The 25,286-nt window shown below is 69.7% G+C and carries 22 protein-coding genes; 10 read left to right on the top strand and 12 right to left on the bottom strand.

The genetic code is table 11. The annotated features are described in order from the left end of the window. The first annotated feature begins 394 nt into the window (after positions 1-394). The 5 genes from AC5WS7_RS25815 (at position 395) to AC5WS7_RS25835 (ending at position 5,064) form a co-directional block, all read left to right on the top strand. On the top strand, positions 395-694 hold the full coding sequence (locus AC5WS7_RS25815; protein WP_495957147.1) for an MGMT family protein: 300 nt from the start codon (positions 395-397) through the stop codon (positions 692-694). Positions 695-767: 73 nt separating this feature from the next. Further along, positions 768-1,502, top strand: a complete 735-nt coding sequence (locus AC5WS7_RS25820) for a VOC family protein (RefSeq protein ID WP_495957148.1) — start codon at positions 768-770, stop codon at positions 1,500-1,502. 264 nt (positions 1,503-1,766) lie between these two features. Continuing rightward, positions 1,767-3,500, top strand: coding sequence for an NTP transferase domain-containing protein (locus tag AC5WS7_RS25825; protein ID WP_495957149.1), 1,734 nt, complete (start codon positions 1,767-1,769; stop codon positions 3,498-3,500). Between the two features lie 97 nt (positions 3,501-3,597). Beyond that, positions 3,598-4,479: a TIGR03854 family LLM class F420-dependent oxidoreductase gene (locus AC5WS7_RS25830; protein WP_495957150.1), complete on the top strand. Its 882-nt coding sequence runs from the start codon at positions 3,598-3,600 to the stop codon at positions 4,477-4,479. A gap of 81 nt (positions 4,480-4,560) precedes the next feature. Beyond that, on the top strand, positions 4,561-5,064 hold the full coding sequence (locus AC5WS7_RS25835) for an anthrone oxygenase family protein (RefSeq protein ID WP_495957151.1): 504 nt from the start codon (positions 4,561-4,563) through the stop codon (positions 5,062-5,064). A 1-nt stretch (position 5,065) separates the two neighbouring features. On the opposite strand, the gene casG is transcribed toward AC5WS7_RS25835, so the two are convergent. The 9 genes from casG to AC5WS7_RS25880 form a co-directional block, all read right to left on the bottom strand. Beyond that, positions 5,066-6,715, bottom strand: coding sequence for a steroid-24-oyl-CoA synthetase (gene casG, locus AC5WS7_RS25840; protein ID WP_495957152.1), 1,650 nt, complete (start codon positions 6,713-6,715; stop codon positions 5,066-5,068). 35 nt (positions 6,716-6,750) lie between these two features. After that, entirely contained in the window at positions 6,751-7,794 is a 1,044-nt protein-coding gene (locus AC5WS7_RS25845) for an NAD(P)-dependent alcohol dehydrogenase (protein ID WP_495957153.1), read from the bottom strand. 199 nt (positions 7,795-7,993) lie between these two features. Beyond that, positions 7,994-8,326: a TfoX/Sxy family protein gene (locus tag AC5WS7_RS25850; protein WP_495957154.1), complete on the bottom strand. Its 333-nt coding sequence runs from the start codon at positions 8,324-8,326 to the stop codon at positions 7,994-7,996. A gap of 43 nt (positions 8,327-8,369) precedes the next feature. Next, complete coding sequence (locus AC5WS7_RS25855; protein ID WP_495957155.1) at positions 8,370-9,275, bottom strand: 2-hydroxyacid dehydrogenase; 906 nt, start codon at positions 9,273-9,275, stop codon at positions 8,370-8,372. Between the two features lie 20 nt (positions 9,276-9,295). Then, positions 9,296-10,234, bottom strand: a complete 939-nt coding sequence (locus AC5WS7_RS25860) for an alpha/beta hydrolase (protein ID WP_495957156.1) — start codon at positions 10,232-10,234, stop codon at positions 9,296-9,298. A 78-nt stretch (positions 10,235-10,312) separates the two neighbouring features. Next, positions 10,313-11,011, bottom strand: coding sequence for a DUF6875 domain-containing protein (locus AC5WS7_RS25865; protein ID WP_495957157.1), 699 nt, complete (start codon positions 11,009-11,011; stop codon positions 10,313-10,315). Between the two features lie 71 nt (positions 11,012-11,082). Then, complete coding sequence (locus AC5WS7_RS25870) at positions 11,083-14,973, bottom strand: amino acid adenylation domain-containing protein (RefSeq protein ID WP_495957158.1); 3,891 nt, start codon at positions 14,971-14,973, stop codon at positions 11,083-11,085. A gap of 161 nt (positions 14,974-15,134) precedes the next feature. Continuing rightward, the gene (locus AC5WS7_RS25875; RefSeq protein WP_495957159.1) at positions 15,135-15,581 is read right to left on the bottom strand and encodes a VOC family protein; all 447 of its coding nucleotides are present in this window, start codon (positions 15,579-15,581) and stop codon (positions 15,135-15,137) included. 10 nt (positions 15,582-15,591) lie between these two features. Continuing rightward, positions 15,592-16,425, bottom strand: a complete 834-nt coding sequence (locus tag AC5WS7_RS25880; RefSeq protein ID WP_495957160.1) for a helix-turn-helix transcriptional regulator — start codon at positions 16,423-16,425, stop codon at positions 15,592-15,594. A 119-nt stretch (positions 16,426-16,544) separates the two neighbouring features. Here AC5WS7_RS25880 and AC5WS7_RS25885 point away from each other — a divergent pair, with 119 nt between their 5' ends. From AC5WS7_RS25885 to AC5WS7_RS25905, 5 genes are all read left to right on the top strand, one after another. After that, entirely contained in the window at positions 16,545-17,609 is a 1,065-nt protein-coding gene (locus tag AC5WS7_RS25885; protein ID WP_495957161.1) for an aldo/keto reductase, read from the top strand. A 341-nt stretch (positions 17,610-17,950) separates the two neighbouring features. Beyond that, entirely contained in the window at positions 17,951-19,009 is a 1,059-nt protein-coding gene (locus AC5WS7_RS25890; RefSeq protein ID WP_495957162.1) for a GNAT family N-acetyltransferase, read from the top strand. After that, positions 18,999-20,282 (top strand): MFS transporter, encoded by a 1,284-nt coding sequence (locus AC5WS7_RS25895; protein WP_495957163.1) that lies wholly within the window; start codon positions 18,999-19,001, stop codon positions 20,280-20,282. Before AC5WS7_RS25890 ends, AC5WS7_RS25895 begins: the two co-directional genes overlap by 11 nt. Continuing rightward, on the top strand, positions 20,261-21,460 hold the full coding sequence (locus tag AC5WS7_RS25900) for an ATP-grasp domain-containing protein (RefSeq protein WP_495957164.1): 1,200 nt from the start codon (positions 20,261-20,263) through the stop codon (positions 21,458-21,460). The genes AC5WS7_RS25895 and AC5WS7_RS25900 overlap by 22 nt, the downstream gene beginning before the upstream one ends. Continuing rightward, positions 21,457-22,746 carry a KamA family radical SAM protein gene (locus AC5WS7_RS25905; RefSeq protein WP_495957165.1) on the top strand — a complete coding sequence of 430 codons (1,290 nt, stop codon included), beginning with the start codon at positions 21,457-21,459 and terminating at the stop codon, positions 22,744-22,746. The genes AC5WS7_RS25900 and AC5WS7_RS25905 overlap by 4 nt, the downstream gene beginning before the upstream one ends. A gap of 19 nt (positions 22,747-22,765) precedes the next feature. On the opposite strand, the gene AC5WS7_RS25910 is transcribed toward AC5WS7_RS25905, so the two are convergent. The 3 genes from AC5WS7_RS25910 to nirD are packed head-to-tail and all read right to left on the bottom strand — an operon-like array spanning position 22,766 to position 25,088. Then, a complete protein-coding gene (locus tag AC5WS7_RS25910) occupies positions 22,766-23,497 on the bottom strand; it encodes a sirohydrochlorin chelatase (protein WP_495957166.1) in 732 nt (243 codons plus the stop codon). Beyond that, a complete protein-coding gene (locus AC5WS7_RS25915) occupies positions 23,494-24,708 on the bottom strand; it encodes a uroporphyrinogen-III synthase (RefSeq protein ID WP_495957167.1) in 1,215 nt (404 codons plus the stop codon). Before AC5WS7_RS25915 ends, AC5WS7_RS25910 begins: the two co-directional genes overlap by 4 nt. After that, positions 24,705-25,088 (bottom strand): nitrite reductase small subunit NirD, encoded by a 384-nt coding sequence (gene nirD, locus AC5WS7_RS25920; RefSeq protein WP_495957168.1) that lies wholly within the window; start codon positions 25,086-25,088, stop codon positions 24,705-24,707. The genes AC5WS7_RS25915 and nirD overlap by 4 nt, the downstream gene beginning before the upstream one ends. Positions 25,089-25,286: the final 198 nt, after the last annotated feature.

Here is a 25,286-nt window from a genome sequence, read left to right on the forward strand (position 1 = left end):
GCCGCGCACGCCGCCCGAGACCCGAAAGACCAGCGCATATCCCGTTCACGTGTCCCACGCGCGGCCGGCATTCCGGTATTCGACGTACCGGTGACCGATCGCATCCCATGTTCGGCCATGCCGTCGAACCGTGATTCACGCCCGCTGCGGGGAGCAACCATCCGGCGCGCGGCTCGGTCACGGCGAAGTGAACCGTGCGCGTGGGCGGCGCGTCCCACCGTCGCGACGTCGCCGAGGCGATCTTCGCGAGGGTGCCGCCGAGGTATCCGGCTCGTCGGTGCCACCGGGCACAATGGGGCCGTGATCCTGCCGCAGACTCATCGCACCGGCCTCGATCGGCGGATGCCCGTCCCGGTCGAGTCGGTGCTCGCGACACCCGGGCCGGTGTGCTGACATGCCGACCACCGACGCGCAGATCGAGCGGGTACGCGAGCTGGTCGCGGCGATTCCGCCGGGCCGGGTGAGTACCTACGGCGATATCGCGGCCGCGGCCGGACTGTCCACGCCGCGCACGGTCGGATGGATCATGCGCACCGACGCCGCCGACCTGCCCTGGCACCGGGTGCTGCGGGCCGACGGTTCACCCGCACCGCATCTGGCGCATCGGCAACTGGCCCGGCTGGCCCTGGAAGGCTGCCCGATCCGCGGGGATCGGGTGGATCTGACGTCCGCGCGACATCGATTTCAGGACTGAACGACGCGCCCGGACACCGCGCGGACCGGACGAATCCACCCGTGCGGCGTGGCGCGGCGGTTACCGTGGAGTCATGTCCACCCGTTTGGCGTGCGTGGTGTTCGACGCGGCGCGACCGCGTCGGATCGCCCGGTTCTGGGCCGAGCTGCTCGGGTGGGAGGTCACCCTGGACCGGCCCGAGCAGGTCGACGTCGCGGCATCCGATCCGGACGCTCTCGATATCGCGCTGAGCTTCCTGCCCGCCCGGACGCACAAGTCCGGGAAGAACCGCATTCACCTCGACCTGGCCAGCCGGTCGCTGGATCATCAAGGCGTACAGGTGGATCGGGCGTTGTCCCTGGGCGCGCGGCGGGTCGACATCGGACAGGGCGCGGTGCCGTGGGTGGTCCTGGCCGATCCGGAGGACAACGAATTCTGCGTGCTGGAACCGCGCGAGGAATATGTCGACACCGGCGCGGTCGCGGCCATCGTCGTCGACACCACGGATCCGTCGCGGTTGGCGGCATTCTGGTCGACCGCCTCCGGTTGGCCGATCGCCCACGAGCGCAACCGCTACACGGGGATCCGCTCGGCGACCGCGCAGGGCCCATGGCTGGAATTCCTTCGGACACAAGATATTCCGAAGGATCCGGGCCGTCTGCACCTGGACCTGATCCCCTTCCCCGCCGACGACCCCGCGCACGAGATCGAGCGACTGTGCGCCGCCGGAGCGCGCACGTCCCGCCCCGCCGACTCCCCCGCCCCGCCGATCACACTGGCCGATCCGGAAACCTACGAGTTCCGCCTTCTGCGTCCGCACCGGGATTGAACGTCGGTTGCCAGGACACCCACCCGCCCAGCGCACGCACCGCGGACCCCGCACAGCCCGCCGAACCTTGACGCTCGCAAACTCGAGGATTCCACCCCTGTGTCCTCCGGACCGAGCGCCGGCCATCAGGGCGGACACCGTTCGGAACGCGCACACAGCGGCCACACGCGGCCTTGCTCCCGACGAGTGAGCGTCGCTGCGACGTAGTCGTCTCGGCCGGACGAACTACGATCGGCGCATGAGCTACCGCGCGGGTGAACGATCGTGACCACGGTGGACGCGATCGTGCTGGCCGGGGGCCGGGCCAGTCGGTTGGGCGGGGTGGACAAACCGGCGATCGTCGTAGGCGGGCAGTCGATGCTGGAGGCCGCCATCGGTGCGGTGGCCGCGTGTGTGCGCACCGTGGTGGTGGGGCCGCATCGGCCCGATCTGGGGCCGGGCATCCGACAGGTGCAGGAGGTACCGGCCGGGGCGGGTCCGGTGGCCGCGATCTCGGCGGGGCTGAAAGCGTTGGCGGACTGCGACTTTCCCGCCGATCTGGTGGTGGTGCTGGCCGCGGATATGCCGTTCCTGACCGCCGCGGCCATCGATACGCTGATTTCCCGCGCCGTCGAATCCGGGGCCGATGCGGTATTCGCCGCGGACGAGTCCGGACGCCCGCAATATCTGGTCGGGGTGTGGCGGCACATCGCGCTGCGAACCGGAATCGAGCGGCTCGACGCACCGGTCAATCAGCCGATGAAGGCGTTGATTCCCGAACGCTCCCTGCTGGTGCCGCTGACCGATATCGCCGACTGCGACACCCTGGACGATATCGCCCGAGCCCGCGCACAGGCCGCGCCGCTCTCGCTCGGTCAGGCGCGAAATACCGTGCGCCACAAGCTATCCCGGCTTCCAGCCCGACAGGTAACGCTGCGCCGGGCCCCGGGCGCGGTGCTGGCCGAGCCGTTGACCGCGGCCGAGGCGCTACCTCGATTCGATGTCTCGGCGATGGACGGCTACGCGGTGTGCGGACCCGGGCCGTGGCGGGTGCGGCGCGATATCGGATTCGCCGGCGGGGAACGTCCCGCGGGGCTGCGCGCCGGGGAGGCGGTCCGCATCGCCACCGGCGCGCACATTCCCGAGGGCACCGAGGCGGTGGTGCGGGACGAATTCGTCCGATCCGATGCCGACGGCTTGCATCGCTTGCCGGACACGCCGATTCGCGACGATATCCGCCGCCGCGGCGAGGACTGGCACCCCGGCGACACCCTGGCTCCCGCGGGCACACCGATATCGGCGGCACTGCTGTCGGTGGCCGCGGCGGCCGAGGTGCCCGAGGGGCTGGTGCACGGACCCGTAACCGCGCGAATCGTCATGACCGGCGACGAGATTCGCAGCGAAGGCCCGCTGCACACCGGACAGACCCGCGACTCGATCGGTCCCGTGCTGCCGGAATTGTTGGCCTGGTGCGGAATTCAACCTCTGGACCGAGTTCACCTGCGCGACACCGCGAACGGTTTCGACGAGGTGCTGGCCCAGGCCGTCGACTGCGAACTGCTGGTGATCGTCGGCGCGACCGGTGGCGGCGCGGCCGATCAGTTGCGCGCCTCGCTGGATCGCACCGGAGCCCAACTGCCCGTGCACCGCTTGCGACTACGTCCGGGCGGATCCACCGTCGTGGCCGAAACCCGAAGCGGAACAGCAGTTCTGGGACTTCCCGGAAATCCGTTCGCGGCAGTCGCGACGCTGCTCGCGCTGGCCCCCGCCATCGTCGAGGGCCTGACCGGACGCCCGGCCCGTCGCGCGATCCTCGGACCGCTGCACAACGCCGCCGACATCTCCGGCCCCGTCCCGCGCATCGTGCCCGCCCGCGCCGCCCCCGAGGGCGGCTGGATCGGCGATCGGGGCGTCCGCACCGCCCACCTGGCGGGCCTGCTCGACCGCGACGGCCTGGTGATAGTCCCCGCCCACGCCGAGAACGGCACCCCGGTCGAATTCCTCCCCCTGCCGGCGTGACCTCGAGCAGCACGATCCGCGGATCCGGGCGCTGCCATGGGGAATGGACAGGGGCCGGTTTCGGGTTGGCACCGAGTGAACTCGTCAGGAGGCGCGAATGAAGGTCCGGTTCGGGGTGGCCGCGGGTGTGGGAAGCGATCCGGCGCGGTTCGCCGGGTTCGTGGACCGGTTGGAGCAGGCCGGGGTGGATTCGCTGTGGCTGCCCGAGCTCGTGTACTCGAAAGCCGTGGATCCCATGGTGGGGATGGCGTTCGCGCTCTCCCGGACGACTCGGCTGAAGGTGGGGACCTCGGTGGCGATCCTGCCCGGGCGGCATCCGGTCCTGGTGGCCAAACAGCTCGCCACGCTGGCGGCGCTCGCACCCAAACGGGTGTTGCCGGTCTTCGGCCTGCGCCCGGCGCAACCCGCGGAACACGAGCTGTTCCCGGTGCCGCAGGGCAAGCGGGCGGCGGTATTCGACGAGTCGCTGCGGCTGCTGCGCGAGGTGCTGGACAAGGAGCGGGTGGACTTCGCGGGCGAGTACTTCACAGTCGACGGCGCGGGGCTCGAGACGCGCCCGGACCGGCCGCTGGACATCTGGCTCGGCGGTTCGGCGCCTGCCGGATTGCGCCGGGTTGGCCGCCTGGCCGACGGCTGGCTCGGCAGCTTCCTGACCCCGGCCGAGGCCGGGCGCGCCCGAGACACCATCCGCACCGCCGCCGCGCAGGCCGGACGCGAGATCGAGGACGACCACTACGGCATCACCCTGTTCCTCGCCGAGGACGGCATCGCCCCGGAACGAGCCGCGCTGATCCGCAGCCGCCGCCCCGATATCGATCCGGGCGAACTGATCGCGAACGGCTGGTCCGGTCTGCACCGCCTGATCGACGGATATCTGGCGGCGGGATTGAGCAAATTCGTCATCAGCACGACCGGCGATCGTCCCTACGACGAGTTCATCGATCGTTTCGCGGCCGAGCTGCTGCCGCGGCAGAACTGACCGTCCCCGCGTAGACGCTCGCACATGTTTGTGCGTGTCCGGGCCATGGGCACGCGCGCCCCGGGCCGCTGTACTGGTTCCATGACGACGACAGCACCTGCCACATCATCGACCTTCGGCGCGATTTCCCTTGCGGCGGCGACTATTACGACCGGCCTGCTGGCCGGAGTGTTCTACGCGTACGCCTGCTCGGTGATGCTCGCGCTGCACCAACTCGACGACCGCACGTTCGTGGATGTGATGAACCGGATCAACACGGTCATCGTCAATCCGGTGTTCATGCTGAGCTTTCTCGGCTCGGTGGCCTTCACCGCCCTGGCCGCGCTCGGGCATCTGCGCGGCGACCAGCGCACCGTGCTGTGGTGGATCCTGGGCGCGGTGGCGCTGAACGTCCTGAGCTTCCTGATCACCTCCGGCGGCAACATCCCGCTGAACAATCGCCTGGCCGACGTGCACACCGGCGACTTCGCAACGCTGCGAGCGCAATTCGAGACGCCGTGGGTGCGATTGAACATCCTGCGCGCCCTGGCCAACACCGGCGCGCTGGGCGCACTGGCCTGGGCGGCGCACCTGCGGCGGGGCTGAGTCAGAGCCGGATCTCGCGGCGAACAACCTTGCCGGTGGCGTTGCGCGGCAACGGTTCCGTGGTGATCACCCAGCGGGACGGCACCTTGAAATAGGCCAGGCGCTCGGCGACGAAGGCACGCAACTGCTCCCGGGTCACCGCATCGGTCTCGGCGACGACCACCACCGCGGCCACCTCCTGTCCGAGATCCTCGTGCGGGACGCCGAGCACCGCCGACTCGACCACTGCCGGATGCTCGTCCAGGGCGTTCTCGATCTCGACCGGGTAGACGTTCTCCCCGCCGCGCAGGATGAGATCGCCGCGCCGGCCCGACAGATGCAGCCGCCCCTCGGCAAGTACGCCGAAATCTCCGGTGCGCAACCATCGTTGCGCATCGATCGCCGCGGCGGTGGCGGTCTCGTCGTGCCAATAGCCGAGCATCACGTACGGGCTGCGCACGCAGATCTCGCCTTCCTCGCCGTCGGGAACGGCCCTGCCCGCGGGATCCCGGATCTCCAGCTCGACGCCGAGGATCGGCCGCCCCACCGTCTCCGGATACGCGGCCAGCTCGGCCGGCGTGGCAACCGTTGCGGCCGTGCCGCTTTCGGTGAGGCCGTAACTGGTGGTCAAGGCGACCTCCGCGACCGGGAGGCGGTCACGCAGCCGCTGATGGAACGCCGGCGAGGAGGGCGCAGCATTGAGCGAGAAGGCCGCGAGCGAGGACAGATCGAAACCGCTCAGATCGTGTTCGAGGATGCGCGCTGCCATGGTCGGCACCGCGCCCCAGTTGCTGACCCGTTCGCGTTCGATCAACCGCAGCACCCGCTCCACCTCGAACGAGCCCTGATGCATCACCACGGCCGCGCCGGTCGCCAGTCGCGGAACGACCAGATTGTGCAGGCTGGCGATATGGAACAGCGGTGAGGTGAGCAGGAAGCGCTTATCGCTGGGCTCGATGCACTCCTGTCCGCGCATCGCGGCCACCATGGCGTCGGTGAAGCGGTGATAGTCGGTGACCGCCAACAGGTTTCGATGCGAATGCAGCACGCCCTTGGGCCGTCCGCTGGTGCCGCTGGTGTACAGCACCACCGCCGGATCGTCCTCGGCGACCGGCGTTCGGGGCTCGGCTCCCCGGTGCGCCTCGATCAGAGCGGGCACCTCGCGCTCCATCGTCAGCACCGGCCCGCCGAAGCCCGAATCACCCAGCAGGGCTGCTCTTTTCGCATCCGCCACGACGACCTTGGGCGCGGTGTGCTCGAGTCCGTAGGCGATCTCGCGCGGCGCCCACCAGGCGTTGTAACCGACCGCGATCGCCCCGAGACACTGCGCCGCCCAGAAGGTCACGACCCACTCCGGGGTGTTCGCGGCCAGGATCGCGACCCGATCGCCCTTGCCCACGCCGTACCGCTGCGCCAGCGCGGTGGCCAGAGCGCCTGCGGCAGAGGCATGTTCGGCGAAGGACAGTCGCCGGTCCGCGGTCACCAGATAGTCGCGATCACCCCAGGCCGCCGAGGCGTCGAGCAGTTCGGACAGTGAGCCGCGGCGATTGCGCAGCACCGTCAGGGGGGCGCCGAGCACCTCCTCGACGGTCGTCTCGAAGGGGCCGCCCGGCCCGGTGAGGGTGGCGGTGATCTGCGCGGCGGCGGCGCGGGGGTCGGCGGATGCGGTCATGGGCTCCCTGTCTGTCACGGAATCGGCACGGCCTGTCACGGAATCAGCACGGCACGACCGCGAATGTCGCCGCGATCGAGCCGCTCGAACGCGGTGCGGCCCGCCTCCAGCGCGAAGCGCTCCACCTCGACCCGGATCTTGCCCTGCTGCGCCAGCGCGACCGAGGCGTACAGGTCACTCCTGGTGCCCGCGTAGGACTTTCGCACCGTGGCACCCCAGGGCAGACCCGGCCCTCCGGCGGGGCCTGCGTCGATGCCGGGTACCCCGCCGCCCAGACCCACCATCCGGTACGCGCCGTCCGGGGCCACCACCTGCACGGCCAGCGCCGCGGTCGCATCGGTGCCGACGAAGTCGAACACCGCCTCGGCGCCGCGGCCGGCGGTGTGTTCGAGGATCTGCGGGGCGGCGTTCTCGCCGGCCGCAATGCCCAGCTCGGCACCGCAATCCGCGGCCAGAGCCAGTTTCTCCGGGGCGATGTCGACGGCGATGACACGGGTCGCGGTGATCGCCGTGAGGATCTGCACGGCCACATGCCCGAGCCCGCCGATACCGATCGCCACGGCGGTGGAACCGGGCTGCAGTTGATCCATCGCGCCGCGGATCGCGTGATACGGGGTCAGCGCGGCGTCGGCGAGCGGTGCGGCCTCGGCGAAATCCAGCCCGTCGCCGATCGGAACGAACGAATTCGCCGGTATCGCAACATATTCCGCCATTCCCCCGGCCGGCCCCAGCCCCGGGCAAGGCGGCATCGCGGTGCGGCCCGCGGCCAGGCAGACATTCTCCCTGCCCCGCGCGCATTCCCGGCATACCCCGCAGGACCAGCACAGGTAGACGATTCCCCGATCGCCGACGGCTCGCCCGTCGACCTCGGAACCGATCGCCTCGATGGTGCCCGCGATCTCGTGTCCCATGGTCAGCGGGTCCTCGCGCAGCGCGAACGGCAGGCTCAGCACATACGAATCCGAATGGCAGATACCGGCCGCGCCGACGCGCAGCAGCAGCTCGCCCGGACCGATCTCGGGGATCGGGATATCCCGCAGTTCCAGTGTGCCCGGCCCGGTCAGTTGCAGCGCACGCATCATCCGGCTCCGTTCACCGCACAGGGCAGTTCATCGTGTCCAACTCGTCCTCCCGCTCGGCCATGCGTGAGGTGAGGCACACGCTAACACTCACGGGCGTCGCTGCCGCGCGACCCGAGGCAGGCTTCCCGCTGAGCGGGACAGCCCGGCGAACGGACCACCGGCACGCCACGCGGCCCCGACGGCGAGCCGGGCGGCGCTATTTCGCCGGGAGCGTGCGGGCGTACTCGACGCCGCGATCGATCCATCGCTGCAGTTCGGCATCGTCGTGGACGATATTCGTGTCCACCCGCAGCCAGTTCTTCATCTCCCGGCCGCCCATGACCATGGGAGCCACGCCCGCACCGATGAGCGAAGCCGCCCGATCCGGATCGACCCGCACCATCAGCCCGCCCTGACCACTGGCCGCGACCGCCATATTGCCGCCGATCAGGAAGGCCAGACCGCCGAACATCTTCTTCTCGGTCGCCTCGGGCAGCGCGGGACCGAGCAGGTCCCGAATCCGGTCGGCCAACTCCTCGTCGTACGCCATACCGCATTGTGGCACCGGCCACCGACAGATTCCGGGAAGGCGCTCAGGGCCGGGCGGCCCACTCCCGCAGCCGGGTGACCAGGGCCGACTGCATGAGCGCGCGGGACTGGTCGGTCAGGTAGACCAGGGGTGGATCGACGAAGCCGGGGCACCCCTCGAAATAGGCGATCGTCTCGGGCAGGGCGTGATTGAGCACCGCGCGGACCTCGGCGGTCTCGGTGCGGGCGCGCAGCGCCGGAAGGTCGATCAGTTCCAGGGGCGCGGTGCAGACGAGCACTGTGCCGGGGGCGAGTGAGGCGATCCGGGCAGCGTCGATCACACCGCGGGTTCGGTCGGTCAGCGCCAGGTTGACCGAGACGAAATCGGCCTCGCGCAACAGCGCGTCGAGATCCTGGTATCGAAAACCGCTGTCCTCCTTGCGATGTCGTGACCAGTACCGAACCTCCGCGCCGAGTCCCGCGGCCAGCTCGGCCACCCGGCGGCCGATGGCGCCGAGCCCGACCACCGCGACCCGGCTGCCGCGAAACTGCTTGGCGGGGAACGCGAGCGGAAACAGGTTTCCCTCCCGCCGGAACGCACGGCCCGCCGACAGACCGCTGGCCTGCTCGAGCAGGACCGCGATGACGAACTGGGCCACCGGCTCGGTCATGTATTCCGGCAGGGTGGCCACGGCGATACCGCGCGCACGCGCGTAGTCCACGTCCACGGCATCGAATGCGGTCGCGGCGACCTGCAGATACCGCAGCCGTGGCGCGGCATCGACGGCGTTGCGGCCGAAGGGAATCGCGAACGCGAGCACGGCCGCGTCGGCATCGGCGAGTTCCGGGCCCGGATCGGTCCCGCGAGGAACGGTGACGAGGGTGTCGGCCAGTTCTTCCAGGATCGCGCGATGCGGCGCGTCCAGCACCGCTTCCACGCCGCCGACGACCACCAGCTTGCGGAAGGTCACCGCCGCACTCTACCGAACGCTCACACCCCCAGGGCGGCGGCGAACACCGGCCAGGAATTGTGCAGATCATCCTGCCAGTACGGCCAGGCGTGGGTTCCGGGGTGGAATACCTCGGTGGCCGGAATACGCAGTGCCGCAAGACGTCCGGTGAGGGCGCGAGTACAGCCGTTCACCACGTTCTCCATCGCGCCGCCGATCGAGAGGCGGTTGGCGAGGGTGAGCGGATTGCCGCCGACGGACGGGTCGGCCAGGGTGTCGTGCACACCCGCACTGCCGTTGCCGGAGGAGATGTACAGCGACACCCCGCGCAACCGCGCGGCATTCACCACCGGGTCGTGGGCCGGCCAGGCGGCACTCGTCGGCCCGCCCCACATGTTCGCGGCGTTGGCGCCGAATGTCGCCAGCTGCGAGTACACCAGCGCCCGCGAGGCCGGATCGCTCGTACTGGGGCATCCGCTGTAAATACCGGCGGCCTGGTACAGCCCGGGCGCCTCGATCGCCAGATCCAGTGCCGATGTCCCCGACATCGATACTCCCGCAACGGCATTGCGGCCGGTGGTGTGGAAACGCGCGTTCAGCAGCGGCGGCAGTTCGCGAATCAGGAAGGTGGACCATTCGTTACGGCCCAGCACGGGATCGTTCGAGACCCAATCGGTGTAGTAGCTGGCCCGGCCGCCGATCGGCACGACCACGTTGACCGGCTTGTCGGCGAAGAACCGCGCGGCATCGGTGCGCACGTTCCAGGGCCCGCCGTCCTCGCCCCCGTCGACGGCATTGAGCAGGTACAGCGTGGGCGCCGGCCGATCCGGGTGCGACACCCACAGGGTGATCGGCCGATTCATCGCCACGGAGTACACAACCACCTGGTACTGCTGGCCGCCCAGCGGCCGCACGTCCAGGATGCCGGGCTCCCTGCCGGTATCGGCCGCCGCGCTGATCGGAACGAACGTGGCGAACACGGCAAACAGGACGAAGAGGCAACGCAGAAGCCGGTGCATCATTGGAGTATGCCTCGAGCGGGCGACTCTTCGGGCATATCAGCGAGTATGTTCATCGTCGGAGTGCACCCGCAGCGCGGTGATGTCCGCCACCGCCGCGCCCTCGACCAGCATCCGTTGGGCTATCGCCCAGCGCAGCCGCCTGGGCAGATCGGGTGCGAGATGGGTGAAATAGGCGTACAGCCATTCCGCGCGCCCGGCGAGAAACGGGAAGTCGGTGCTCATCATCGGACGCAGCACCAGCATCGGCACCGGGGAGTCCAGCGGGCGGAAGTCCCGATTCCACAGCCCCGGAACGTCGCATCCGGGATAGAACTGGCCCAGCATGAAGCCCTGCCGGACCGCATCGGATTTGCACGCCTCGTGCGCCGCGTCGATGCGCTCGTAGCGGGTCAGTCCCGGAAAGAGGGTAACCAGCGTGAGCTGCTTTGCTCCGTCCGGATCTTCCGCGCGCAGGCCGCGATACACGTCGAGCGCATCGCCCACGACGCACCGCAGCTCCGCCGGGTCCAGCCGATCGCCGCCCGTGGCAAGACCCGCCCAGAACAGGTCGTGCGCGACGCCCGCACGCACGAACGGGCAGACCGGCCCCTCGCGGCCGAGGTCGGGATGCGGTCGCATCAGATGTTCGTCCACCCACCGGGTGAAGGCCGCAGCGTCGGGGTCCGATCGCTCCCAATCCGCCCGGTCCCGATACACCTGTCGCCACCGCACGCCGGTGCGGCTCCCGGTCCGCACCGCCCGGCCCGGACCTTCCTCCGGCGATTGCCGACTGGAATTCCGCTGCGCCGCAGGCTCTTCGGCCGCGCTCACGGGCGCGTCCCGGACAGCTGCGCGGCCAGTAGCGGGCCGATGATCGGCACCACATCGGAATTGGTGAGCTGGGCGTGCACGGCCGGTACGGGGTGCTCGGTCAGCGTGCCGGTCACATACGGCCGCCACAGCTCCGCACCGAGCGATGCGGTCACCCCGCGGGTGGCCGAGAAGTACAGCAGGTCGCCGTCGTATACGTCCGGACGGTAGCCGTGGGACAGACGCACGCATTCGACGTAGCCGCGATGCAGCCGGGTCAGTTGCGCCGCGGTCAGGCCCGCGCCGAAACTCGATCCGGCGCAGAACAATTCGGCCGCGGCCTCGGCGGCGGTGAGATCGGGGAGCGCAGCACCGTCCTCGGGCTCGTCACCGAGCAGATGCGTGAGCAGATCACGCATCCGGGGCGTCGGCGGAGGTGGCGTGCCCTCCGGCAGGACGATGCTGTCCAACATGGCCAGAACCGCTACGGCACAGCCGCGTTCACGCAATCGCACGGCGACGGCATGGGCGATCTGGCCACCGAGTGACCAACCGAGCAGATGGTACGGGCCCCGCGGTTGAATCCGGAGGATGTGCGCCACATATCGTTCGGCGAGATCGTCGATCGTGACGGCCGCGGCCGGTTCCCCCTGCGGGGGCAGGCCCTGGATGCCGAAGACCGGACGATCGGTGACGTATCGCGCCAGCCCGGCATAACACCAAGCCAGCGGCACCGCGGAATGGATACAGAACAACGGCGGCGCAGTGCCGCCGCGGCGCAGCTCGAGGACCGCGTCGAGCCCGTCCTCGGTCTCCGGGCCGCCGCCATGACCGTCGATCCGCTCGGCCAGCTCGGCCACGGACGGGCAGGTGTACAACCACCGCACGGTCACCGGCGCACCCGTCGCCCCGGCCAGGTCGGCCGAAAGCGCCACGCCCAGCAGCGAATTGCCGCCCAATTCGAAGAAATCGTCATCCAGGCCGACATGTGCCACGTCCAGCGCGGCGGCGAAGCACTCCGCGATCTTCTGTTGCAGAGCGGTGTGCGGCGCGCGATAGGGACGGCTCACCGGATCGGGCGCCACGAGCGCGGCACGGTCCACCTTGCCGTGCGCGGTGACCGGGAGCCGGTCCAGGCGCACCAGCTGCGCGGGCACCATGGCCGGTGGCAACACCTCGCGCAGGTTCGCGATGATCGTCGCGGTGTCGGCGTCGTCTCCTCGGGGCACAACGATATAACCGATCAGCCGAGATCCCGTAGGTCCGTCGGCGACGGTCACCGCCGCCTGCGCCACCTGCGGCGAGGCGGCCAGCGCCGCCTCGACCTCCGCGGGTTCGATCCGCCGTCCGCGCACGCTGAGCTGTTCGTCGGCGCGGCCGATGAATTCCAGCGTCGAATCCACGTCCGCGCGGACGAGATCGCCTGTGCGATAGAGACGTTCACCCGAATGGAACGGGTCGGCGACGAACCGCTCGGCCGTCGCCCCCGGCCTGCCCAGATATCCCTGCGCGACACCCGGGCCGCCGAGATACAGCTCGCCGCGGGTCCCCGGCGGCACCGGCCGCAGCGCGGGATCGAGCACCAGCGCCCGCACGCCCGGCAGCGCCCGCCCGATCGTCACCGGACCGCTCGCCCGCAGCGGGTCGGACTGGGTCGCCATCACCGTGGTCTCGGTGGGGCCGTATCCGTTGAACAGACGCAACGGGGTAGCCCAGCGGCGCACGAGTTGGGGCGGGCAGCTCTCCCCGCCCACCACCGCCACGCACAGGTGGGGTACCTGATGCGGTTCGAGCGTCGCCAATACCGCCGGGGTGGTGAGGAAATGGGTGATCGCCGCGCTGTTCAGCAGCTCCGCCAGTTCCGGTCCGGCGATCACCGCCGGCGGTTCGATCACCAGCCGGGCGCCCGCCGCGAAGGCCGCGAGCAGTTCCAGCAGATGCGCGTCGAAGGAGGGCGCGTGCGCGTGCAGAACACGCGAATCGCGGTTCACCCCATAGTGTTCGACCACGTGGTCGGTCAGCGCGCCCAGGCCGCCGTGGCCGACGACGACGCCCTTCGGCGTTCCGCTCGTGCCCGAGGTGTAGATCAGATAGGCCGGATGCCGCGGGCGCAGCGGACGACGCCGATCGGCATCGGAGACCGGATGGCAGTCCCGTCGCTCGACGCGCGCCACGGTCGCGGGATCGTCCAGCACCAGCCAGTCCACCTCGGCGGGCAGCTCGTCGCGCACGGCTCGCACCGTAACGCCGAGGCGCGCACCGGAATCCGCCGCTATCGCCGCGATCCGCCGGGCCGGGTCGGCCGGATCGACCGGCACGAAGGCCGCGCCCGTGCGGGTCACCGCACAGACCGCGAGCACCGATTCGAACGACCGGGGCACGGCCGTCATGACGAAAACTCCCGGCCCCGCGCCGAATTCGATCAGCTCGCGCGTCCAGCGGTCGCACAGCCGCTCCCATTCGCGGCCGGTCCAGGTGCGCGCACCGGCCTGCACCGCGATCCGGTCCGGCGCTCCGCGGAAGCGCAGCAGATCCGCCAGTACGCGATCCGCGCGGACCGGCGGAACCTCCGGCGGCACCCGCGGCTGGTCCAGCGTGCGGACCACCCGATCCGGTCCGGCGGCCAGGAATCGGTCGAAATAGTCCAGGAATCGGTGATGATGCCAGGTGAGCGCCGCTTCGGAGTACAGCGCCGGATTGGCCTGCATGCCGATGGTGGCGCTGCGTTCGCCGGCTCCGAGCTGATAGCCGTTGACGAGCAGATCCTCCACCGGCCCCAGCGACAACAGCCGCACCCGACCGGTCACGCCGCTCATGCGCAGCGGTTCGACGAAGCCCAGCATGTTGAGCACCGGGCCGAAACCGCCTCGGACCACCTGTGATTCGCCACGATCGCGCTGCATGTCCTCGTACCGGTAGCGCTGATGGCGCAGCGCGCCGATCACCCGGGTGCGGACCTGCTCGAGCATCTCGTGCACCGTCAGGTCACCGATCCCGTCGAGCCGCAACGGCACCACGTTGGACACCGATCCCGCCGACCGGCGCAGCGCCGCGGTCGGCCGGGCCGCGACCGGCAGCGACACCATCACCTCGTCGACGCCGAGAGCAGCGGCCAGATAGCAGGAGAAGGCGGTGACTACCAGTTCGGCGAAACTCGCGCCGGTCCGCTCGCGCACGGCGACAAGGTGTTCCGCGGTCGCGTCGGGCAGCGTCGCGTCGACGCGATGCGGGCGCGGGGCGGGCGCGGCCGAACGTCCCGCCAGCCCGGCCGCGCACAGCGGTCCGGACAGTTGTTCACGCCAGTACTCGCGGTCCGCGTCGGCTCGCACGGAGTTCTGGTACGCGCGTTCGTCGGCCAGCAGTTCCGGTATGGTCAAGGGCCGCTGCCGGTCCGAGACAGGTTGCGCGGCAGAGCTTTTCCCGTCGCCATACAGTTCGGCCGTGCGGCGCAGGATCGCCGCGGCCCCGACGCCGTCCACGACCATGTGATGGCTGCGCAGATACAGCAGGTGCCGTCCCGCGCCCACCCGGAACACCTGCGCCACGGTGATCGGCCCCGCGATCAGATCGACCGGAGCGCAGTGGTCCTGCTCCATCGCCGCGCGAGCCTCACCGACCGGATCACGATGATCGACCAGGTCGTGCACGGCCACGGCGCCGAACGCGTCGGGGTCCAGAATCTGCCGCGGCCCGCCGGGCCCCGCAACGAATCGCACATGCGGGGACTGCAATTCCCAGGCGGCACGAGCTATGGCCGTGCGCAGCACCCCGAGATCGAGCGGCCCGGTCAGATCCAGGTACATCGCAACGGTATTGGGCACGTCCGGATACAACTGCTGAGCCACCCACCAGCGTAATTGGGCGGCCGACAACGGAAATTCACCGCTGCCGATCCCGGCTGACCGCACTCGTCGTCCTCCTGTCCGGATGCCTTGGACGATTTCGGGCAAACCTACGGCATTCGTCCCGGTCCGCGCGAGCGATCCGAGCGGGTCGTTCGTTTCCGGGACAGCGACGGCCGCATCCGGCGTACCGGATGCGGCCGGGCCGAATTCCGCTGCGCGCCTGCTCAGCCGCGCTCGTTCGCCGCCCGCAGGCCGTGCAGGTCGATCTTGGACATACCGTTCAGGGCTGCGCCCACCGCGGCGGCATTCGCACCGCCCAGCAGGACCGGCAATTCGGACGGGACGACCTGCCACGACAGTCCGTACCGATCGGTGAGCCACCCGCAGGGGCCCGGCTTGCCGCCCTCGGTCAGGGCCGCCCACAGCCGGTCGACCTCCTCCTGGCCGTCCACGATGACCTGGATGGACACCGCGTCGGTGTGCGGGTGCCCGGGACCGCCGTTCATCAGCGTGACCGCGTGACCGGCCAGCTCGAGCGTCACGACGAAGGCCGAACCGTCCTCGTGCCGGGTGATGCCGGTGGTACGCGAGCCCGGAACGGCCGCGGTGTAGAACTCGGCGGCCTGCTCGGCCTCGCTGTCGAACCAGATGAAGGTGTTGACGCTGGTCATGATGCGCTCCTCATTCCGCGCACAGGCGGTCCAACGCCGACTGACTTTCCTGGTCGACCGCCCGGTAGATCACCAGCCGCTGATCCGGATCCTGCAGCGGCATCAGCACCTCGAATTGCACGGCCATCCGGCCGACCTCCGGATGCCGCAGCACCTTGATGCCGCGCCCGTTCACCCGCACGTCGCGCTGCTCCCACAGGGTCGCGAATTCGGTATCCGCAGCGATGAATTCGGCGATCAGATCGGCCAGCACCTGGTCCTCGGGATGGGCGGCCCAGGCCGCGCGCAGATCCGCGATCCCTTCGCGCAGAATGGTTTCCCGGTCGACGTAGAACCCGTCCCGGATCCGGGGATGCATCAGGCACATCCACATCGAGTTGCGCTGCCCCGGCGGCAGCTTCTCGAAATCGACCAGCACCCGGGACATTTCGTGATTCCACGCCAGAATGTCGTAGCGGTGGTTGACCAGCATGGCCGGCAGCGGCGCGAGGTCCGCGACCAAACGGATCAGCGCCGGGTCGGCGGTGGTCGCGGGCTTGTCGATCACCGGTGCGCGCTGCTGGGCCAGGTCGAACAGATAGGCGCGTTCGTCGGGCGCCAACCGCAACGCACGGGCCAGCGCCTCGAGCACCTCGGCCGAGGGACGCAGGCCGCGACCCTGTTCCAGCCGCACCACATAGTCGGTGCTGACCCCGGCCAGTTCGGCGACCTCCTCGCGGCGCAGGCCAGGGGTTCGCCGGGACTGACGGCGCTGGGGCAGACCGAAATCGCGCGGGTCCAGACGTTCGCGCCGGGCGCGCAGAAATGCGGCCAGTTCCTGGGTGGTGTCCACGGTGTGCGTCATCGCCACCGATTTTACGGCCGGGTAGGACCGGCGTTCCTAGGCAAAACCTTCCCTTAACCACGCCCGTCCCAGGCAACAGACTGGTTCTCGACATCGGAACACGAGTACAGGAGAACAAGATGTCCCTCACCCTGGACACCTATCGACTGCTGGGACGTTCGGGTCTGCGGGTCTCCCCGCTGGCCCTGGGAACGATGACCTTCGGCGCGGACTGGGGCTGGGGCGCCGACACCGACGACGCCCGCAAGCTGTTCGACCGCTACGTCGAGTTGGGCGGCAACTTCATCGACACCGCCAGCGCCTACACCAACGGCAGCTCCGAACGTCTGCTGGGCGAGTTCACCCGCGACAACCGCGACAGCCTGGTGCTGGCGACCAAGTACACGATGCTGCGCGACTCGGCCGATCCCAATTCCGGCGGCAACCACCGCAAGAGCATGGTCACCTCGGTGGAATCCAGTCTGCGGCGGCTGAATACGGACTACATCGATCTGCTTTACCTGCACGCCTGGGATTTCACGACGCCGGTCGAGGAGATCCTGCGCGCGATGGACGATCTGGTGCGCCAGGGCAAGGTGCTCTACGTCGCGATCTCCGACGCCCCGGCCTGGCAGGTCTCGCGCATGCAGGCCATCGCCGACCTGCGCGGCTGGTCACCGCTGATCGGGTTGCAGATCGAATACAGCCTCGTCGAGCGCACCTCCGAACGCGATCTGATCCCGATGGCCGCGGAGCTGGGGCTGGGCGTGATTCCGTGGTCGCCGCTGGCCAACGGCGTGCTCACCGGTAAGTACAGCGCCGCGGACCTGCGAGGCGAGGCGATCACCTCACCGGAAGGCTCGCGCAAGAGCGTCGCACTGGCGCAGGGTTCGCTGACCGAGCGCAGCCTGCGCATCGCGCAGGTCGTCCGGGAGGTCGCCGCGGATCTCGGCCGCACTCCCGCCCAGGTCGCCCTCGCCTGGACGTTGCGGAACCCGGCGGTCACCGCCCCGATCATCGGCGCCCGCACACCCGACCAGCTCGAGGACAACTTCGGCGCGCTGAACGTCGAATTCGACGCCGTCCACCTGGCCCGGCTCGACCAGGTCAGCGCCATCGACCTCGGTTTCCCGCACAACATGCTCACTCGCGATATGACCCGCACCGTCATCCACGGCGACCTGAAGATCCAGGCCCGCGCCTGACGGTCGAGCACCTGGGCGACCCTGCGCAGGTTCGGCTCCCGCAGATCTCACGCCTCAGGAGGCTGTACACGACGGTACTTAACGAGTCGTTACTCAGCGTACCGCTGTTAGATTTCGAGGTGTTCGGCCGTCGCCTTCCCTCGACGCGGCCGAAACCCCGTTGTCCGGCGTGTTCGCCTACGCGAAGCAGTTTCTCAGATCATTCCCACCGCTACCGCCCGATTTCGGCGGTTCGATGATACGCTGTACAGCGGTACGTTAAGTGCAGAGCCGTTATATAAGGTCATATAAGATGCGGGTGGCTCCTCGGTTCACCCTTCCTCGTGATGTGCAGGTGAGCTATGCGTGTCGACTCGAGAGCGACAACAACCCGGCCGCCCGAATGGGCCGAGCTCGCCGCAGAGGTGCCCGAATACACCGTCTCGATCCGATGGCTCGAGACCATGGGGCCACTGCTCCCCGGTGAGCCCCGATGGCTGGTCATCTCGGTCGACGGACAAGCCCGGGTCGGATTGCATGCCCGCTGGTTACCGTCCCCGCCCGCGGATGCGCGGTTCGATATCGCGGCCGTCCTGCGCGGTGACCTCCCGTCACCGGTGCCGCGAACGCCTCCCTCCGCGGCACCGGGCGGCATCGCACCGTATCCGTCCGTACTGGTGACGCTGCCCGGATATTCCTGCGCGGCAGCGGGTTCCGGCTCCACCGAACCGGCGCTGCTGCGCGAAACCCTGACCGCGGTGGATATCTGGGCCGCGGAGCAGGGGGCGCGGTCGGTCTCGTTCCTGTACATACCCGAGCGGCAGCAGCCGCTGCGGCGGGCGCTGATCGAGTTCGGCGCCGAACCGGTGCAGTTGTACCCGACCTGCGTCCTGCCGATGTCCTTCGGCAGCATGGACGAATATCTGCGGCAACTGCCGCGCCCACGCCGCAAGGGTATCGGCCGAATCCTTCGCCGCCTCGCGGAGCGGGACATGACGGTCGGTGAGGTCGATCTGGCCGAGGTTCGCGACGACGTGCTCGACCTGCGCCTGGATCTGCTGCGCAAGTACAACTCCGCCGCCGATCGCGCGACGCAGTCCGCGGCGCTGGATCGGATGCTCACGCACTACCGCCCCGAGGACATCGTGGTGACGGCGGTGCAGCGCGCCGGCCGGGTGGTCGGCTTCACGCACGGCCTGCGGAACGGAAATACGTTGCGGCAGTTGTGGTGCGGGCATTTGCCCGAAGCGTACGGCGCCTATTTCGTGACGTGCTTCTACGCGCAGGTACGTGCCGCGCTGGAGCGGGGCATCGAACGCATCGACTACGGCACCCTCGAATGGGCCCTGAAAACCGATCACGGCTCCCGGCTGGAAGAGCTGGCCGGCTACACGTGGACGGTCACGGGCGATGGGCGGTAGCAGGCTGTTCCTCCTCGGCCAATCCATCTCGCTGCTCGGCGACGGCCTGGCCGGGCTCGCCATTCCGTTACTGGTGTTACAGCTCACCGGCAGTCCGGTACTGTCCGCGCTCGCGGCGGCTCCGCGGGTGATCGGCTACCTGATCGCCGGGCTGCCCGCGGGTCCGCTGGTGGATCGCGCCGATCCGTGGCGGGTGCTCATCGCCGCCGATACGGTGCGAATGGCGGTATTCTTGCTGCTGGCCGCGGCGGTGACCGCAGGCGGATGCCCGGTCGCGGTGATCCTCGGACTCGCCTGTGTCGCTGGGGTGGCCGGGGTGTTCTTCGAGACCGCACTGGCCGTCGCCGTGCGGGACCTGTGCACCGGACCTCGGTTGATGCGCGCCAACGGATTCTTGGAGACGTCCGGTCAGCTGTCGCTCGTGCTCGGACCGGCGGCGGTGGGCGTGCTGGTGGCAGTGGCGGGCCGGCAGGCGGCGCTGCTGACCGATGCCGGTACCTTCGCGGTGTCACTGATCACCGTGTGGCGGACCCACAATCGGCTGCTGGCGGCCGAAAAGTCCGACGCCGCAACGACTTCGAGTTCGAAACGCCCGGTGGCTCTCGGCACGGAGGTGCTCCGGTCCGTCGGCTCCGAGTTCCGGGCCGGACTGCGCTACCTGGTGACCTCGCCGGTCGTCGCGGGCATCACGCTGCTGCAGACGGTGACCGCCCTCGGTCTCGGGGCCGAGACGCTGATTCCGTTCTTCGCCCGCGAACGCCTCGGGGCCTCCGCCGTCCTGGTGGGCATCGCGGTCGCCGGAGGCGGAGTCGGCGGGGCACTCGGCGCGCTCATCGCGGCCGCCGCCGGGCCGCGCCGATCACCGATTCCGCTGTGCCTGACCGGCATGCTGCTCACAGCCGTCGGTCTGGCGCTGGTGGGGTTCGCGCCCGGCGTGCCGTGGCTGGCCGTCGCCAACGCGCTGCTCGCCGGGGCGAGCATGGTCGTGGTCGTCGTGGTCCGCACATTGCGCCAGCAGGTGGTGCCGCGAGCGCTGCTCGGCCGGGTCACCAGCACGGCTCGATCGCTCGTGCTCGCCGCCGCGGCGGCGGGTACGACGCTCGCCGGACTGCTCACCGGGCTCAGCGGTGAGAATCCCCGTCCGGTGTTCGTCGGCGCCGCGGTGTTCGTCGCGGTGGCCACCGCATCGGTGTGGGCGGGCGTGCTCGGCCGTACCGCTCGCCGGCTCGACGTATTCGACAGGAGTGACCGATGCGCCCCCATATCCTCGTGATTCACCGCTCACGCGGTCCCGTCGCCCCGTATCTCGAACGCATCGATCACTCCGCCAACACCGTGACCTACGTATGCGCCGCACAGGTTCTGCACCGCATCCCGCGCCACGCGGCGGCCGAGGTCGTGGTCTTCGACGGCGCCGAACCGGTGGACGACGCGGTCCGCGGGCTCGCCGGCCGGCACGGTGTGCCCGACCGCATCATCGCGATCAGTGAGACGGACCAGCTGACGGCCGCGCAGCTCCGGTCGGAGTTCGGTATCGCCGGCGACCCGCCCGAGCACGCACTGCCGTTCCGGGACAAGCTGGTGATGTACGAGCGGACCGCGGCGGCGGGGATCGCGGTACCCGCGTTCGCCGACGCACCGGACCACGCGGCGATCTCGGCCTTCACCCGGCGCCACGGCTTTCCGGCGCTGGTCAAACCCAGGCTGGGCGCGGCCAGCCGCGACATCGTCACACTGTGGTCCGCCGCCGACCTCACCGATCTACCCGATCTGCGCGCCGAACCCTTTCTCGTGCAACGCTTCTGCCCCGACGAGACGGGCTCGGTCGACGGCGTCTGGACCGGCACCGAACTCGGGCCCTGGCGCGGTTCGCGGTACTTTCACAACTGCCTGGACTTCGCCACCGGTGAGAACAGCTGGGGGACAGTCGAAATCGATGACCCGGCATTCGGCGAACAACTGGCGTCGTTCGCGAGCGCGGTGCTGACGGCACTCAGCAAGGGCGTCGCGACGGTCTTCCACCTCGAACTGTTCCTGGGCACGGCCGACGCGCCACGTCTGCAGTTGCTGGAAATCGCCGGACGGATGCCCGGCGCCGAGGCCACCCACCTCTGGCGCGAGGTGCACGGCTACGACCTGGTCGGCGCGGCGCTGGACATCCAGATGGGACGTGACCCGGACGCCCGGCCGCTGCGGGACGGGCAGGTCGCCGGTCAGCTGCTGGTCCGTCCTCCGATACCGCCACCATGCGTGGTGACGGCCACGCGGCTCGAGGTCACGCCCGGCTACGCGCCCTATCACCGTGCTATCCCGGCCGTCGGACAGGCCATCACCGAAGCGGACGGATATGTCGGAATCGGCGCGAGCTTCCGGTTCCGCGCCGGAACCTCGCGGGCTGTCACGGAGGCCATCGGACACACCCTGTCCGGTTTCCGAATGGACTGCGCGTGAGACTGTTCACCGGCGACCGGCTGGCGGAATTGGCCCGGCGCCGCGGGCTGCCCGACGATTACCTGCGGGACCTGCGAGTCGTGTCCACCGTGCTGCCTTTCCGGGTCAACGACTATGTCGCCGACGAACTCATCGACTGGTCGGCCGCACCCGACGATCCGATCTTCCGGCTGACCTTCCCGCATCGGGACATGTTGCCGCCCAGCCTATTCGCCACCATCGCGAAGCTGCTGGAGGCCGGCGCCCCGCGCGATGTGCTCGCCGATGCGGCAGCGGCCGCACGGCAGGCACTGAATCCGCATCCCGGCGGGCAGATCGAGGACAACGTGCCACTGCTGGACGGACATCCGGTGCTCGGCCTGCAGCACAAGTACCGGGAGACGGTGCTCGTGTTCCCGTCGCAGGGGCAGACCTGCCATTCCTATTGCGGATACTGCTTTCGCTGGGCACAATTCGTCGGCTCGGAAACCCGGCAAGCGTTGTCGGCCCCGAACCACATGGTCGCATATCTGCGCGAGCATCCGGAGGTGACGGACCTGCTCTTCACCGGTGGCGACCCGATGATAATGCGCACCAGTGTGTTACGCCGCTGGGTGGAACCGTTTCTCGCGAACGACCTCGAGCACATCGCAACTCTGCGGTTCGGAACCAAGTCGCTGTCGTACTGGCCGGCCCGCTTCACCGAAGACCCCGATGCGGACGACCTGCTGCGGCTGCTGGAGCAGTGTGTCGCGGCGGGCAGGCACGTGGCGGTGATGGCCCACTTCTCGCATCCGCGAGAACTCCGGACCGCGGCGGTGCAGCGGGCCCTGGCGCGAGTACGGGACACCGGAGCGGTGATCCGGGCGCAGGCCCCGCTGGTCGCGCACGTCAACGACGACGCCGAGACGTGGGCGCGGCTGTGGCAGCGGTCGGTGGCGGCGGGAATCGTTCCGTACTACATGTTCATCGAGCGGGACACGGGCGCGCGCAGTTACTTCGAGGTTCCACTGGCACGAGCCCTGCGCATCTACGTGGACGCGGTCTCGCGGGTATCGGGGCTGGCTCGCACCGCCCGCGGCCCGGTGATGTCGGCCCACATCGGCAAGGTCGTCCTCGATGGCGCACCGGTCGTCCACGGCGAACGAGTCTTCGCGCTGCGCCTGCTGCAAGCGCGCGACCCCGGCCTGGTCGGCCGGCAGTTCTTCGCACGGTACGACCGGGACGCGTACTGGTTCGATGATCTCGAGCCCGCACTGGGCAGCGAGATCCCCGGCCGCACCGAGGATCCGGTGGCCGTGGCGTGAGCCGGCCGCGCGCCGCGCCTCACGCCGCGGCGCGCAGCAGATCCGGTACGGCGGCGTGGTATCGACTCACCAGGAGGCGAACGACCGCGGGATGGATGCCGATGGGTTCGGCGACACCGTCCGCACCCGCGGTGTGCAGGCGCTGGTGGAACAGGCCGTCGGCGAGCAGGTAGGAGGCGATGAAGACGCGCCGCGAGCCTGATTCGCGAAGTTCCGCGACGACTTCCGGGACTTTCGGCGATCCGGTGGCGACGTAGGCGATCCGGGCGGGGGTGTCCAGTTGCGCGGACAGCAGGTTCGCGGCCCGTCGGACGTCGCGCCGGGCGCGGGAATCGGAGGAACCGGCGGCCGCGAAGACCACCGCATCGCCGGGACGCCAACCGGCCGAACGCAATCGCATGCGCATCACCCGGGCCAGGGCGACGTCGGGGCCCATGGCCGGGGTGAGGAAAACCGACGAATGCCCGCTTTCGGCGACCTCACGCGGAACATCCTGGTACACATGGTATCCCGAGGCCAGGAAGGCTGGAACCACCACGGCCGGAACGGATTCCAGATCCCGCAGCACCTCCGCGGGCGCCGGTCCGAGCACGTCGACGAAGGCCGTGCGCACCCGGGGCGCCGAGATATCCTCGGGCGCGGCGCTTCCCCGCAGTTCGCGCGATACCGCCTCGGCCAGATCACCGATCATCCGCACGCCGCGAGCGCTTCTGGTGCCATGCGCGACCAGCACCAGAGCGGGCGCGCTCACCACACTCCCGCCAGTGGCGCCGGATGCGCCGGCCGTCGCGGCACGGCGGACCCGGCGACGGGCGGACGCGGATTGTTGTCCACACACTCGGCCGGATCCATGGCGAGCCGATAACCCCGTTTCACCACGGTCTGAATGACTTTCGGCGCACCGAGTCCGGCGCGCAGCCGGGCGATCCCGGTCTCCACGGCATGGGTGTCCTCACCGCCACCGGGCAGTGCGGCCAGCAGATCACTCCGGGACACCACGCGGCCGGGCTGGCGGGCCAGCGTCCGCATCAGGGCCATCGGCGCGGGCGCGAGCTGACGTACCGTCCCGTCGACCACGACACATCCACCGCGCACGCTGATTTCGTGCCCGGCGGCGTGAATACGGTTGGCGCGCCGGGGAAGTTCCTCCGCGACGTGCCGCGCCAGCGCACCCAGACGCGCCCGTGCGGGCATCGTGGTGCTCACGCCGAGCTCCTCCAGCGGTGCGGCGGTGATCGATCCGACGCAGGCGGCCAGCACCCGGGTCCGCAACGCGTGCAGCACGGCCTCGAGCAGTCCGGTCTCCTTGGCTCGCATGAGCATCGACGCGACCGCGGGCGCGCTGGTGAAGGTGACGCAATCCAGTCCGGCGGTGATGATCGACTCGATCAGCCGGTCCATCGGCGCCTGATCCTCCGGCGGGACCCAGCGGTATACCGGCACGGGTACGACATCGGCTCCCGCACAACGCAATACCTCGCAGAAATCGGGCACCGGCTCCCATTCGGTGGTCGCGCCGTGCAACTGCACCGCCACGCGCACGCCCTCCACACCCTCGGCGAGCAGATGATCGAGTACCTCGGCCGAGGATTCCGATGTCGGGGACCACTCCTCGCGCAGTTCGGCGGCGCGGATGGCGCCCTTGGCCTTGGGCCCGCGGGCCAGCAGCCGGGTCGAGGCCAGCGTGGAACGCAACTGCTCGGCCAGGCCCCAGCCCTCGGCGGCCTCCATCCAGCCGCGGAAGCCGATTCCGGTGGTGGCGACCGTGATCTGCGGCGGATCGACCACCAATTGCCTTGTGACCCGCTCCAATTCGGTGTCATCCGCCAGCGGGATGATCCGAATCGCCGGGGCCGCAACGATAGTCGCACCGCGCCGGGTCAGGATCGTGGAGAGTTCATCGGCACGACGGGCGGCGGTGACGCCCACGGTGAACCCCTCCAGCGGGAGTTGTTCGTTCATGGGCAGTCCACGGGTTCGTTGGATACCGACACCAGCCCGTCGTCGACGCGGACCGCGTAGACCGGCAGAGCGGCGGTGCCGTCGTCCAGGCAGTGGCCGTCCAGCAGGGAGAAAGCCTGCTTGAGCAGCGGCGATGCCACCACCGGCACCCCGGCGCGGTCGCCGACGATGCCGCGCGACATCACCGCCGCGCGCCCGAACGGGTCGACGTTGCCGACGGCGTGGATGGTTCCGCCGGGCAGCAGGAACAGTGCGGCCTGCCGGCCGCCCCTGAGCAGCACGGCGACGCCACGGCCGGGAATCAGCTGGTCGAGCCGGCAGGCCCGGGTCCAGCCGGTTGTCACGACTGGGGCATGTGCGGGTGTATCGATAACGGTCATCGGTAACTCTCCTCCGAACGCCTTACCTATTGGTACCGGCGCACTGTTTCCACGCGATTACGCGTCTATTTCCCAGGCGTGGCGGCGCTGCCCGTTCCGCCTCAGTGTGTGACCGGGATCTCCGGAATACCCAGCAGCACCGGCACTTTGCGTTCGCCGCTGTCGTCGAACGAGATGGTCGGATCGGCCTCGTCAGGG

It is taken from the genome of Nocardia sp. PLKS1-43, from assembly GCF_059510335.1.

What these genes read in the sequence shown, in the direction of transcription:
- AC5WS7_RS25815 (WP_495957147.1), top strand. Translation starts at nt 395, where the DNA reads ATGCCGACCACCGACGCGCAGATCGAGCGGGTACGCGAGCTGGTCGCG.
- AC5WS7_RS25820 (WP_495957148.1), top strand. Translation starts at nt 768, where the DNA reads ATGTCCACCCGTTTGGCGTGCGTGGTGTTCGACGCGGCGCGACCGCGT.
- AC5WS7_RS25830 (WP_495957150.1), top strand. Translation starts at nt 3,598, where the DNA reads ATGAAGGTCCGGTTCGGGGTGGCCGCGGGTGTGGGAAGCGATCCGGCG.
- AC5WS7_RS25835 (WP_495957151.1), top strand. Translation starts at nt 4,561, where the DNA reads ATGACGACGACAGCACCTGCCACATCATCGACCTTCGGCGCGATTTCC.
- casG (WP_495957152.1), bottom strand. Translation starts at nt 6,715, where the DNA reads ATGACCGCATCCGCCGACCCCCGCGCCGCCGCCGCGCAGATCACCGCC.
- AC5WS7_RS25845 (WP_495957153.1), bottom strand. Translation starts at nt 7,794, where the DNA reads ATGCGTGCGCTGCAACTGACCGGGCCGGGCACACTGGAACTGCGGGAT.
- AC5WS7_RS25850 (WP_495957154.1), bottom strand. Translation starts at nt 8,326, where the DNA reads ATGGCGTACGACGAGGAGTTGGCCGACCGGATTCGGGACCTGCTCGGT.
- AC5WS7_RS25875 (WP_495957159.1), bottom strand. Translation starts at nt 15,581, where the DNA reads ATGACCAGCGTCAACACCTTCATCTGGTTCGACAGCGAGGCCGAGCAG.
- AC5WS7_RS25880 (WP_495957160.1), bottom strand. Translation starts at nt 16,425, where the DNA reads ATGACGCACACCGTGGACACCACCCAGGAACTGGCCGCATTTCTGCGC.
- AC5WS7_RS25885 (WP_495957161.1), top strand. Translation starts at nt 16,545, where the DNA reads ATGTCCCTCACCCTGGACACCTATCGACTGCTGGGACGTTCGGGTCTG.
- AC5WS7_RS25890 (WP_495957162.1), top strand. Translation starts at nt 17,951, where the DNA reads ATGCGTGTCGACTCGAGAGCGACAACAACCCGGCCGCCCGAATGGGCC.
- AC5WS7_RS25895 (WP_495957163.1), top strand. Translation starts at nt 18,999, where the DNA reads ATGGGCGGTAGCAGGCTGTTCCTCCTCGGCCAATCCATCTCGCTGCTC.
- AC5WS7_RS25900 (WP_495957164.1), top strand. Translation starts at nt 20,261, where the DNA reads ATGCGCCCCCATATCCTCGTGATTCACCGCTCACGCGGTCCCGTCGCC.
- AC5WS7_RS25915 (WP_495957167.1), bottom strand. Translation starts at nt 24,708, where the DNA reads ATGAACGAACAACTCCCGCTGGAGGGGTTCACCGTGGGCGTCACCGCC.
- nirD (WP_495957168.1), bottom strand. Translation starts at nt 25,088, where the DNA reads ATGACCGTTATCGATACACCCGCACATGCCCCAGTCGTGACAACCGGC.